Raw genomic sequence first — 12,582 nt, forward strand, 5'->3', positions numbered from 1 at the left:
GGGTGTTATGGATAATCAGACTGAAGTTGAGGGAGGTGCGCGCGGCGGTGGACGTACACCAATAACGCGGCGCGGGTGACATGTACGGGGAAACGAGAAATAAGGTGCTTGTGACAATACCAAAAGGACAAGTATTGAAATGAGCAACAAAGGCAATGGAGCATCAAATTTTAGTAATTTTGCAATGACTGATTGGGATAGATCGACATCCATATCAACATGTGCACTCTCTACATCATGTTCATCATGTGTATTAAGGTTGTCGAGATGAATAGAAACAGGAGGCTCCTGACCATCAAAACAAAAGTGTCCATACACGCCTGTCCAGCTGGACATTAGCCACAGCAGTAGCGCCAGAAGCACAAAAGTTTTATGGACAAGACTGACGCTCACGTGCGCTAATACCTAATAACAAATTTCACCAAGGATATAACAATTGATCTGTTATAGCCACCGTACGATTTACGGTATTAATATGAAAAGACCAGTTAAGGCTTTATCAATATGAATTGGCCGCAGACTAAGTCCGCATTCTTTCCTATGCCATGCCTAAATTTGAGATTACGATTCTTCAGGATAAATAGGTTGCCCAAGCTCCTAAGTGAATCAATATTCCAAGCTTTCATTTTTCTAGCCAGCCACAATAATCATCATCCCTATCAAAGCAATACCTGCTCCAAGCCAGTCACATGGCGATAATTAAATTCCATCGACGAACCTTAACCACACCAGTGCCGTAGCTATACAGACACCACCATAGGCAGCATAAACTCTGCCACTGGCTGCTAGATGCAATGTCAGCAACTAGACAAATAGAGCCAGACTCGCAGCAGCAGGAATCAACAACCAGATTAGCCATCTGCTCCAACGCCTGCTGGATATGCTGAAATTCCTTTTATTCCCGCTTGGATACTTTGGCAGACGGTCGCGCATTCAGATAAAAGCCTGCTATCGCTGCCACTAGCATCAAGATTTGTGCGGATATGGATTCCAGCGTTGGAAATATCCCTAACAGGGATAGGCGTGGAATTGGCAACGAATGTATATTCAAGATACCAGCTTCCTGTAACCCAGCGATTCCTTTGCCAATCAGTATCACTGCCAATACTGCAACCAGTAAAGAGCTGACAGAGAAGAACTGGCTGATGGGTAGCCGTTTACTAAAGCGCAGCATCCACACGGCGACGGCTAATAATATTGCGACGCCAACACCCAAGCCCGCCACTATGGCCATATGATTACCGTCTTGCCAAAGGGCAGCGTAGAACAGAATTGTTTCAAAGACTTCACGATAAACAGCGATAAACGACAAGCTGAACAGCGCCAGTGTGGAGCGTTTTTGGCTAGTGCTGGATAACTTTGCGTTGAAGTATTCGTGCCACCGGCCTGCAACACTTTTACGGTGCATCCACATCCCTACGCCGAGCAATACTATCGCGGCGAAGAGTGATGATATGCCTTCGGTTAATTCACGGCTGGCACCGCTGATACCAATAAAATAAGTCGCCACAAGCCAGGTAACAACACCGGCTGCCAGTGCACCCAACCAGCCTGCATGCACATAGCGTGTTTGTTCAGAGCGTGCCGTTTTTTCCAGAAAAGCCAACATGGCAACAACCATCAGCAAAGCTTCTAAACCTTCACGCAGTAATATGGTCAAGCTGCCGGTAAAACTGGTGGTGGCATCAGCTTCCGATAGCGACAGCAATTCGTCACCCTTATCAAAAATGACATTGATTGCCTGTACTTGTGCGGCGAGCTCAGCCTCTGGTGCACCCTCGGTGAGAAGTGTGCGATACAGTCCCATCGCGGTTTCAATTTGCGTGCGAATTTCGCCATCGCGAGTGGCGATGGTCGGCTCCAGCGGTTCAACACCATCCAGGTAGGCAGAGAGCGCCAAATCGCGCGCCTGCTCGTGATTGCCAGCGCGATAAGCGGTTAAGCTGTTTTCGAGACGTTGACGGGCTAATGAAAGGTTGTTGCCAGTGTTTTGAATCAGGGCCTCGGGACGGGCTCGCAGATAGGCCAGCACGGGTTTGCTATTGTCATTACCAATTCGGTTAGCAAGATCCAGCTCGGTAAGATTTGCCAGTGCATTAATATCGGGGACAGCATTCATAAAGTCAGGCTGTTTTTTCCACAGAGCTTCACCCGCATCACGGTCCGCTTGGGAATAGCTAAACTGGCCTACATAAAATGCCAGCGCCCAGCGATCAGCTTCGGGTAAAGCACGAAAGCTAATCATCGGTGTCCCTTCAATTCCCTGGGTGATAATTTGTTGCAGTGCAAACATACTACGCTGAGCGGCGCGAGTTGCATCGGCAAAGGCAATGGGTGGAACTGCCAATTGGGCGGCAGCTGGGCCATCACCGCGACCGGTAGGACCATGGCAAACCATGCAATTTTCTTGGTACAGGGTTTTCGCACGCGCTAGATCTATTGTTGCCGGTGGCTGACTCTTAACGGGGTAAACCGTGAGCATATGTGCTGCCAGACCGCGTGCAGAACTCGCCACCACAGCAGGCGTGTCACGCGCGGCGATATGGGCAATCAACGCATCTGCCTCGCCAAGTAGCGCCGATTGTTGTTCATGGCTGGGCAGTGCTGCGATTTTCGCGCGCGCCGTAGTGGAGAATTCCTGCATTTCTGCGTATTCACTAGCTTCTAATATCTCACCGTCCTTTACTGCGCCAGCGTAATCGACAGACAGGTAATCCAATATTTGCCATACCTGACGAACATTGTTTTCATTGGGTTGGTCTTCAGCAAAGGCGAATGATGGAAGACATAGGCTTAGAGCAAGTAAAAGATAGCGAATAGTAAGCACAAGATTTCTCGTTCAAAAATAAGTAGACAAAAACGTTTAATTATTAATTGTATAGGACTAGTGGCAACCGTCGCTGCATGAAGGTTTTTGCGCAGCGGCTAATTCCTCTTGGGCTTCGCGTAGAATCATGCGCGCGCCCCGTAAGATCACCAAAACAATCACTCCACCAATAACAATATCTGGCCAACGCATATCCAGCCACCACACCAATGCACCGCTCAAAATGACACCGGCATTGGCGATGACATCATTGGTTGAAAAAATCCAGCTGGCACGCATGTGAACTTCGCCGTTTTTATGTTTTTGGATTAGCAGCAAACAGATCACGTTTGCAATCAGCGCTAACGAACCCATACCCATCATGAGCCCTGAAACCGGGTCGCTCCCTTGAACTATCCGACGCACAATATCGACCAATATCAACAGGGCCAGTAGTAGTTGAAAGTATCCACTGACGGTCGCTGCGCGCGCCTTATCCGTAATCGCGCGACCTACAGCGTAAAGACCAATACCGTACACAATGGCATCTGCCAGCATATCCAATGAGTCGGCAATCAATGCCGTAGACTGGGCAACCCAACCAACACCAAACTCAACCATAAACATCAGCGCATTAATCCCCAGAAGCCAATACAGCACCTGCTTCTGGGAATTGTTGGTTATTTCTACTTCGCAGCCACAATCACTCATGTCATTGCTCTCTTGCCAAACGGGCGTGATATATGCACTATAAACTCTATAGCCACTATAGTGTCAATGAGAAAAGTTATCATGAAGATTGGCCAGCTTTCCGCCTTAATAGATATCCCAATTCAGACGATTCGCTTTTACGAAAAAGAAGGTTTGCTAGACTCGCCCGCGCGAGGGGACAACAATTACCGCGTGTACGACGATGCGTCTCAGCGACAGCTTTTATTCATCAAACATTGCCGTAACCTAGGGTTAGCACTGGATGAGGTGCGTATGTTGTTAGAGATGAAAACGACACCTGAATCGGGATGTGATGATGTGAACGCTATCGTCGATGCCCACATTCTGGAAGTTGATTCACGTCTCCAAGAGCTGACCGAATTGCGTCAGCAATTGGCAGCGCTGCGCACCAAATGCCACTCGCATCAGACGGCGAAAAACTGTGGCATTTTACGAGAATTATCCGAGGTTTAGTTTTTGTTCCGCATTAAGATTTTTCGTTGTAGTAACTGATAAGCAGCAGGCAATACAAATAACGATAGTAGAGGCGCGGTTAGCATCCCGCCCACCATCGGTGCTGCAATTCTGCTCATGATTTCCGAACCCGTACCACTGCCTAAAAATATCGGCATTAGTCCCGCAACAATCACTGTTACGGTCATCATCTTGGGACGTATCCGCAACACTGCACCGTCCTGAATGGCATCGAGTAAATCGTGCTGTGTTGTTGTGCCCAATTCTATGCGCCGCTGCCATGCCTGTTTCAGATAAAGCAACATAATCACCCCGAATTCGGCGGACACTCCGGCCAGCGCAATAAAACCCACGGCAGTTGCAACAGATAAGTGATAATCCATCAGGTACAACAACCAGACGCCGCCGGTTAGCGCAAAAGGTAGTGTGCCCATAATTAACAAAGCTTCATCCCAGCGGGAAAATGTTAGAAATAACAATACCAGGACAATAGCGAGTGTTGCCGGGACTATCCATTGCATACGCGCGTTGGCGCGCTCCATAAATTCAAATTGGCCTGCATAGCTAACACTGGTTCCCGGTACCAACTTCACTTGGTCAGCAATAGCCTGCTGTAAGTCTTTAACGGTGGATGCAAGATCGCGGTCACGTACATCAATATAGACAATGCTTATTGGTCGAGCATTTTCGCTCTTCAACATACTAGGGCCATCACTCACTGAAATATTGGCAATAGTGCTTAACGTAATCTGACTACCAAGCGGAGTAATGATGGGTAAGTTCTGCAGCTTGCCGATACTGTCACGCCAATCGCGGGCGTAGCGCAGATTGATAGGAAAGCGTGCCCGGCCTTCAACTACTTCACCCAGATTTTCACCACCGATCAAACTGCTAACGACAGACTGCGCCTGGGTCATACTTAAACCGTAACGTGCCAATGCTTCGCGATTGAAATCGATATCGAGAAAACGCCCACCTGCAACGCGTTCAGCGACTGCCGAAGAAATGCCAGTTACCGTTTTAGCGACTTGCTCAATCTGCTGCGCAACCTGGTCGATATCGACCAGGGAATTTCCCGCGATTTTTACCCCTATCGGGCTTTTGATTCCGGTGGCCAGCATGTCGATACGGTTGCGGATGGGTGGTATCCAAATATTGGATAACCCCGGTATTTTTACCCGTGCATCCAGTTCGGCGATGAGTTTTTCCGGTGTCATTCCCTCGCGCCATTGGTCACGCGGTTTGAACTGAATGGTAGTTTCAAACATTTCCAGCGGTGCGGGATCGGTCGCGCTGTTGCTACGGCCAGCTTTGCCGAATACCTGCGCAACTTCCGGCACTGTTTTGATCAGTCGATCAGTTTGTTGCAGTAATTGGCTAGCCTGTTGAACCGTTAAGCCTGGTAAGGCACTGGGCATGTAAAGCACATCGCCTTCATCGAGTGGAGGTAAAAACTCACCACCCAATTGGCTGAGTGGCCAGACGCTGGTCAGCAATATTGCCAAGGCGAAACCAAGTGTCGTTTTCGGATGTTTTAACACACCCGCCAATGCGGGGCGATAAAGGGCAATTAGCCAGCGGTTAAGTGGATTTTTATGTTCGTTAGGAATTTTGCCGCGAATCCAATAACCCATTAATACTGGAATAAGGGTGACCGATAGCCCAGCGGCAGCGGCCATGGCGTAAGTTTTGGTGAATGCCAAGGGGCCGAATAATCGGCCTTCTTGCGCTTCCAAGGTAAACACGGGAATAAACGAGAGAGTGATAATCAGCAGCGAGAAAAACAGCGCAGGTCCAACTTCAGTTGCCGCTTGGGTAATGACTTGCCAGCGCGGCTCGCCGCTAAGTGTTTGGTTAGGATGCTGCTCTTGCCAGCGCTCCAGATGCTTATGGGCATTTTCGATCATGACAATGGCAGCATCCACCATGGCACCGATGGCAATAGCGATTCCACCCAGTGACATGATGTTGGCATTGATACCCTGATAGCGCATCAGGGCAAATGCAATCAGTACCCCAAGCGGCAACGAGACAATCGCCACCATGGACGAACGCCAGTGCCAGAGGAACACACCGCACACCAGTGCAACCACCAAAAATTCTTCGATAAGCTTGCTGGTTAAGTTAGCCACTGCGCGGTCAATCAACTGGCTTCGGTCGTAGGTGGTAACTATCTCAACTCCGGCGGGCAAACTGCTTTTTAACTGATCCAGTTTTTTCTTAATGGCCGTGATGGTTGCGCGCGCGTTGCCGCCAGAGCGCATGACCACAATGCCGCCGGTGACTTCGCCTTCACCATTCAGCTCTGCAATCCCCCGGCGCATTTCCGGCCCCAATTGGATGGTCGCAACCTGCGCAAGTGTGATCGGGATGCCATCAACCAACTTCAGCGGGATACTCTTAAAATCCTCCAGCGTTTTCAAATAACCGCTCGCGCGAATCATCAGCTCCGCTTCCCCCACGGCTAGCACGCCACCACCTGTTTCCTGATTGGCTTGCTGGAGTGCTTTGATTACATCCTCGTGGGATAAATTGAAGGCCGCCAGGCGGACTGGATCGAGTACCACTTGATATTGCTTGACCATGCCTCCAATCGCAGCCACTTCAGCCACATTGGGCAGCGGTGCTAACTCAAACCGTAAAAACCAATCTTGCAGCGCGCGTAATTGGGCAAGATCGTGCTTGCCGGTTTTATCGATCAGGGCGTATTGGAAAATCCAGCCTACACCGGTGGCATCTGGCCCAAGTGCAGGTTTTGCCATTGCGGGTAACTGCGCTTGAATCTGACTCAGATATTCCAAAACCCGTGAGCGCGCCCAGTACATGTCGGTACCGTCTTCAAACAAGATGTAGACAAAGCTATCGCCAAACATCGAATAACCGCGTACGGTTTTCGCACCGGGTACGGACAACATTTTGCTGGCTATTGGATAGGTGACCTGATCTTCAACAGTTTGTGGTACCTGTCCAGGGAAGCTGGTGCGGATAATCACCTGCACATCGGATAAATCGGGCAAGGCATCTATCGGTGTGGTCTTGATTGCCCAAGCGCCCCATCCAGTAAGCAGCAACGATGCCATCAATACCAGTAACCGATGCGAAACAGACCAATGAATGAGACGGCTAATCATGGTTCATCTCCATGGTGCGGGAATTTAACTTCACCAATGGAATGCCCAGTAGCGAGGCTTCGGAGTCCAGCAAAAATTGACCACTGATTACCACCTCCTGATCAGCCTCTAACCCTTCTTGAATCCGTGTTTGGTTTCCGATTTCTTGGCCGGTGCTCACCTCCACAGGCCGGAAGTTACCGCCGGGTTCCGCCACCATCACTAACACCCGTTTGCCGGTGCGAATAATGGCTTCGGTAGGAACAAATAGCCCTGTTTTGCGGGAGGTACTTTGCAGATGTACCCGCCCACTGGTGCCGGGTTTTAATAATCCCTCTTGGTTGTCTAGCAAGACGCGCGCTGTCAGTGTGCGAGAGGTGTCATCAACCGTGGGCAAGAAATATTCCAGCGTGCCGGATAGGATGGTGTTATCAGGATTCGCCGTGTAAAAAGTTGCTTTATCACCTGACTGTAGTTGTGAAGCGTGCGCTTCGGGGATGGCAGCGTCGAGCCATAAGCTATCGAGGCCGTTAATACGCGCTAAAGTGTCACCACTAGCCAAGGCCATTCCAGGTTTAATACCCAGCATAGTCACTACACCATTGATCGGGGCGGTGATGGTTACCCGTGTTTCCGGTTGCCGGGTTTTCTCCACCGTGGCAATCAAAGCATCCGGCATGCCGAGTAATTGCAGTCGGGTGCGCAATGTTTTCAGCAGGCGGGGATTATCAGTCACTGGCTGGGAGAGCATTTCGTTTTGTACATCAAGCCATTCCGGTACTTGAAATTCAGCTATTGGCTGACCTGCGATAACGCGATCACCCACAGCCAAAGGCCAGACTTTTTCAGCAAAACCCCCAGCACGCAGTTGGATAACCGCTTGGTTGCGCTCGTTAAATTGCAGAGTTCCTGTTGCTTCCAGCTCTGCCTGTGCAGCTATACGCTGGACTTTCGTGGTTCGCATGCCGAGGTTTTGTACCAGATCGGCACCAATCGTCAGACCCGATTCTTGTGATGATTGCGTGGCGTACTTGGGGACCAAGTCCATATCCATAAATGGCGATGGGCCTGGCTTATCAAAATGCTGATCCGGCACCATCGGGTCATACCAATAGAGCACCTTGGGTTCGGGTTCTACTTCGCCAACACCATCGTCACGTGGTGGAGTTGCAGTGGAAGATTCATACAGGTGCTGCCAGCCAAAACCAATAGCAACACCCAGTGCCAACGAGCACAGCGTAGCAACAATGAGCACGCGCGCAGATACCTTATTCATGTAATTACTCCTGAAAAACGACAAAAATCGTCCCGTCTGAATACCGGCATTGCTACCATTCAGGCGGAGTTAAATCGTGTTTATTCAGGAGATGTTTGGAGGGCGCCAGATACTGGCCGGATTAAAAACAGCAACGATTAATGGGGGAATTTTAACGTGGACAGACAAACTTGTAAGAGAGGAAAAAAATGTAGGGCTATAAATAAAAACTTGTACGGGTGTTTTGCAGAGGTGACAAGACTTGGCAGTTCCACACGGATTTACCTTATCGGCATCATCCGCATCCGGGCAGCATGGCATGGCTTCGCTAGCAGCGGCTTCATTCATCTGCATTGTCATTTCTTCAGGGCACGGCGCCGAAGACAGCAAAATTTCTGCCGCCACTTGCAAGGGCATCACGAAGCTGAGCATTAAAATAAATAGTAATGGGTAATGACGCATGGGGTCAGCATAACTCAATATAGATGATAGAAAAATAACATATCCAACTTTCCTGTCGCACAGTGCCTACCAAACCAATTGTTCTCCGATCATTTTTCTACTTTCGATCTTGACGGTTCATCGTCGTGATCTGAGAGTTTTTTTGCGCGCGCAAAAATACTTCTATCGTTCAAATTGATTAAATACCTGTATCCGAAGAAGTCCCCATTAAGCCATTCAGTAGGGATGTCGTGATGAAATAATTTCAATTAACCGGTGCTCCAATGTTTTGGAAACTCTCGCCGGGAGGCTATTTTCAACGTTATATGCTGGGCAATTAGTTCCACTACCAGTGACCAGAGGTTAACCTGCCATGAGCCGCAAACCGCTTACCGAACTACAACTTGAGTATTTTAAGGCACGGTCAGCCCATGAAATTGCCATGCATAAATCTAGAACCGAAAGATATAAAGTTTACCTCTACTCAATAATCCTTGTAGCCACACTGCTGAGTGGCCAAATGGTGCATGCGCGTAGCGCGATCAACACGTGGTGGCGGACATACACCACCACAGTGCCGATAGTATCTTCATCCTCGGTAGCGCCGAATTATTCAATAAACACGTTAAGCCAATCCGTTCGACCTATGGCAAACATGTTGAATGGCAATGAAGCCAGAAACAAACCGAGCCTGCGCCGTGATTAGCGGTTTTGAACAGATATCTATTTCCGCTTCAATCTCAAAGCATTTCCAATTACGGATGCAGAGCTAAGGCTCATCGCTATTGCAGCGATCATTGGTGAAAGCAACCAGCCAGTCCAGGGATATAACACCCCTGCGGCAATAGGAATTCCCAGCCCGTTATACAAAAATGCAAACATCAAATTCTGCTTCATATTGCTCACTGTCGCCTCTGACAAAAAGCGCGTTTCTGCGATTCCACGTAAATCACCTTTTACCAAAGTAACTTGTGCACTGTTCATCGCCACATCGGTTCCCGTTCCCATGGCAATACCCACATCAGCTTTGGCCAGCGCGGGAGCGTCGTTAATACCATCACCGGCCATGGCAACCACCTTGCCCTCCGCTTGCAGCTGCTCAACCAAACGCAATTTGTCTTCCGGCTTTACCTCGCCGTGGACTTCATCAATACCCAATTGCGCCGCCACCGCTTTAGCTGTAGTAAGGCCATCACCGGTCGCCATAATGATGCGCAAACCCGCCGCTTTTAAGGTAGATAAGGCTTCAGCGGTACTTGGCTTTATAGGGTCAGACACAGCCAGCAAACCAGCGAGTTGTCCATCTACGGCCAAATACATAACACTTGCACCTTTGCCACGTAACGCTTCAGCCTCCGACACCAACGGTGCGACATCCACACCGACTTGCTCCATCAGCGTGGTATTTCCTAGTGCTAGCTTGCGCCCTGAAACGGTTCCATGAACACCAATGCCTGAACCCGACTCAAATTGCTCAACACTTTCCAGTGTCAAATTTTGTTCGCGCGCGGCTCTGACAATAGCATCTGCCAGAGGGTGTTCACTGCCTTGATCAAGGCTTGCAGCAAGACGCAATACTTCCTCCTCGTGAAATCCTTGTGCCGGTACTACCCGTTCAAATGCAGGTCGCCCCTCGGTAAGGGTTCCGGTCTTATCGATAATCAGCGTGTCGATTTTACGGAAGTTCTCAATCGCGCCAGCATCCCGAAATAACACACCTTGGGTAGCACCACGCCCAGTGGCCACCATGATCGACATGGGAGTCGCTAATCCGAGCGCACAAGGGCAAGCAATAATAAGTACCGCCACTGCGTTAATTAACCCAAATATCCAACGCGGTTCCGGCCCAAACAGACCCCAGGCAAAAAAGGTAATCACCGCGACTGTAACCACGGCAACGACAAAATAACCGGCGACTGAATCGGCCATGCGCTGTAACGGCGCTTTGGATCGTTGCGCGGTTACAACCATCTGAACGATCTGCGCCAACATAGTGGACGAGCCAACCCGTTCGGACTGAATGGTGAGCGCACCATTGGTATTAAGTGTTGCCCCAATGACCTTGTCTCCCGTTCGTTTAGTCACTGGCACTGGTTCACCGGTCAGCATGGACTCGTCAACTGAACTGCTGCCATCTATCACCACACCATCGACAGGGACTTTTTCGCCAGGACGCACACGCAGTTTGTCACCTACGTGAACGTGAGTGAGGGGCACATCTTCTTCAGTGCCATCCTCCCGAATGCGCCGCGCCGTTTTTGGTGCTAGACCAAGTAAGGATTTAATCGCCGCTGATGTTTGTGAGCGCGCCTTTAACTCCAAGAGTTGGCCTAGCAATGTGAGAGAAATAATCACCACTGCAGCCTCAAAATACACCGAGACTCGCCCCATAGAGACGAACGACGTGGGGAAGATACTTGGCGTTAAGGTGGCGGCTAGGCTGTAGATAAAAGCCGAACCGGTGCCCAAACTGATTAAGGTCCACATGTTGGGGCTGCGGTTGATGATGGACTGCCATCCGCGCACAAAAAATGGCGCACCCGCCCAAAGTACAACCGGCAACGTCAAAACAAGCTCAATCCAGGTTTGGGTGGTTGTATCAAACAAATGCAGTTGATGACCAAACATTGCCAGCACAAAAACAATCACCGTGAACGGTAGTGTCCACCAAAAACGACGAGTGAAATCACGCAGTTCTGGATTGTCATCGTCATCGAGATCGGGTAACAACGGCTCTAATGCCATGCCACATTTTGGGCAGGTACCCGGTTGGTCTTGGCGAATTTCCGGATGCATGGGGCAGGTATAAACCGCACCGGAAATTGTTTCAGGGGCGACTTGTTGCATCGCATCCTTATTTGGGTGCGCATGATGAGTGCAATGGGGCTCCGTTATCTTAGATAAATATTTTGCTGGCGTACTACTGAATTTTATTTGGCAGGCCTCACTGCAAAAATAAAAAGTTGTTCCTTCATGGTCAAGCCGATGCGGCGAACGTTCAGTTACCACCATTCCACAGACTGGGTCTTTGAGCTCGTCTGAAACTGGCTGATCTGATTGATGAGCGTGAGTATGTTGATGTTCCATGTTTTGCCTCGCTATGTGGTGCTTGCCAAGTTGGCCTACCGGAAGATACCTTTCAATTCATTTTTCTGTACGCGTCTATTAATCTGGAATCAGCATTGGTCATGTTTGCTTAATGGAAGGCAGCTACTGTCAGCCCCCCTATGCCACAAAAAATGACAGTATGTTTTATTAAATTCATTACAGTGCTCCTCATTAATGAATTTATCTATTGGTTACCGGGATTCCAAATCTTGAATCAAATTTTTCATTTCACTAATTTCCCGTTTTTGCGCCTCGATAATTTCATCCGCCAACTTTCGAACACGAGGGTCAGTGATCTTTGCTCGCTCACTGGTCAAAATTGCAATTGAATGATGCGGAATCATAGCTTTCATGTAAGAAACATCGCCAACAGTAACCTGACTTCGCACCAAATACAGTGACGCCGAAAAAAGCAGGAGGCTGCCAGCGAGCACACACAGATTAAGTGATTTGTTTTGGTACATATGCCGCATGAATAGCAACATGACAACGGCCATAATAGAGCCCATCACTAAGGACATATAAAATCGAGTTTCACTCCAAAATACATGATCCAAGGAATAGCTGTTTAAATAAGTGGCTGCATACATGAATGCAGTGGACGTTAATATCATTACAATAAATTTTATGTACATTTTCATAGATTTCTCCATTCAGTAATTAAATTAAAATTAATG

9 protein-coding genes and 1 pseudogene are annotated in these 12,582 nt (G+C 49.0%); 1 reads left to right on the plus strand and 9 read right to left on the minus strand.

The window, feature by feature from the left end:
• Window positions 1-15: 15 nt before the first annotated feature.
• The 4 genes and pseudogenes from AC0KUT_RS01770 to AC0KUT_RS01785 all read right to left on the minus strand — a co-directional run bounded on the left by AC0KUT_RS01770 (window position 16) and on the right by AC0KUT_RS01785 (window position 3,517).
• Window positions 16-393 (minus strand): hypothetical protein, encoded by a 378-nt coding sequence (locus tag AC0KUT_RS01770; protein ID WP_488833052.1) that lies wholly within the window; start codon window positions 391-393, stop codon window positions 16-18.
• Window positions 394-630: 237 nt separating this feature from the next.
• Window positions 631-882: pseudogene (locus tag AC0KUT_RS01775) on the minus strand (YnfA family protein).
• Between the two features lie 13 nt (window positions 883-895).
• Entirely contained in the window at window positions 896-2,827 is a 1,932-nt protein-coding gene (locus tag AC0KUT_RS01780; RefSeq protein WP_488833054.1) for an FTR1 family protein, read from the minus strand.
• 57 nt (window positions 2,828-2,884) lie between these two features.
• Window positions 2,885-3,517 carry a cation efflux transmembrane domain-containing protein gene (locus AC0KUT_RS01785; protein ID WP_488833055.1) on the minus strand — a complete coding sequence of 211 codons (633 nt, stop codon included), beginning with the start codon at window positions 3,515-3,517 and terminating at the stop codon, window positions 2,885-2,887.
• Window positions 3,518-3,583: 66 nt separating this feature from the next.
• Between AC0KUT_RS01785 and cadR the strand changes: the two genes are divergently transcribed.
• Window positions 3,584-3,991 (plus strand): Cd(II)/Pb(II)-responsive transcriptional regulator, encoded by a 408-nt coding sequence (cadR, locus tag AC0KUT_RS01790; RefSeq protein ID WP_488835811.1) that lies wholly within the window; start codon window positions 3,584-3,586, stop codon window positions 3,989-3,991.
• On the opposite strand, the gene AC0KUT_RS01795 is transcribed toward cadR, so the two are convergent.
• The 5 genes from AC0KUT_RS01795 to AC0KUT_RS01815 all read right to left on the minus strand — a co-directional run bounded on the left by AC0KUT_RS01795 (window position 3,988) and on the right by AC0KUT_RS01815 (window position 12,546).
• A complete protein-coding gene (locus tag AC0KUT_RS01795; protein ID WP_488833057.1) occupies window positions 3,988-7,122 on the minus strand; it encodes an efflux RND transporter permease subunit in 3,135 nt (1,044 codons plus the stop codon). The two genes, cadR and AC0KUT_RS01795, sit on opposite strands and share 4 nt — an antisense overlap.
• Entirely contained in the window at window positions 7,115-8,377 is a 1,263-nt protein-coding gene (locus tag AC0KUT_RS01800) for an efflux RND transporter periplasmic adaptor subunit (RefSeq protein ID WP_488833058.1), read from the minus strand. Before AC0KUT_RS01800 ends, AC0KUT_RS01795 begins: the two co-directional genes overlap by 8 nt.
• Before the next feature lie 84 nt (window positions 8,378-8,461).
• Entirely contained in the window at window positions 8,462-8,818 is a 357-nt protein-coding gene (locus tag AC0KUT_RS01805; protein ID WP_488833060.1) for a hypothetical protein, read from the minus strand.
• Between the two features lie 702 nt (window positions 8,819-9,520).
• A complete protein-coding gene (locus AC0KUT_RS01810; protein WP_488833062.1) occupies window positions 9,521-11,884 on the minus strand; it encodes a heavy metal translocating P-type ATPase in 2,364 nt (787 codons plus the stop codon).
• A 212-nt stretch (window positions 11,885-12,096) separates the two neighbouring features.
• Window positions 12,097-12,546, minus strand: coding sequence for a DUF305 domain-containing protein (locus tag AC0KUT_RS01815; RefSeq protein ID WP_488833064.1), 450 nt, complete (start codon window positions 12,544-12,546; stop codon window positions 12,097-12,099).
• Window positions 12,547-12,582: the final 36 nt, after the last annotated feature.

The organism is Cellvibrio sp. 25HG11W-0, from assembly GCF_057815475.1.

Bases quoted from the DNA above. Each gene is read 5' to 3' on its own strand.
- AC0KUT_RS01805 (WP_488833060.1), bottom strand. From the start codon at position 8,818: ATGCGTCATTACCCATTACTATTTATTTTAATGCTCAGCTTCGTGATG.
- AC0KUT_RS01795 (WP_488833057.1), bottom strand. From the start codon at position 7,122: ATGATTAGCCGTCTCATTCATTGGTCTGTTTCGCATCGGTTACTGGTA.
- AC0KUT_RS01800 (WP_488833058.1), bottom strand. From the start codon at position 8,377: ATGAATAAGGTATCTGCGCGCGTGCTCATTGTTGCTACGCTGTGCTCG.
- AC0KUT_RS01815 (WP_488833064.1), bottom strand. From the start codon at position 12,546: ATGAAAATGTACATAAAATTTATTGTAATGATATTAACGTCCACTGCA.
- AC0KUT_RS01785 (WP_488833055.1), bottom strand. From the start codon at position 3,517: ATGAGTGATTGTGGCTGCGAAGTAGAAATAACCAACAATTCCCAGAAG.
- cadR (WP_488835811.1), top strand. From the start codon at position 3,584: ATGAGAAAAGTTATCATGAAGATTGGCCAGCTTTCCGCCTTAATAGAT.
- AC0KUT_RS01810 (WP_488833062.1), bottom strand. From the start codon at position 11,884: ATGGAACATCAACATACTCACGCTCATCAATCAGATCAGCCAGTTTCA.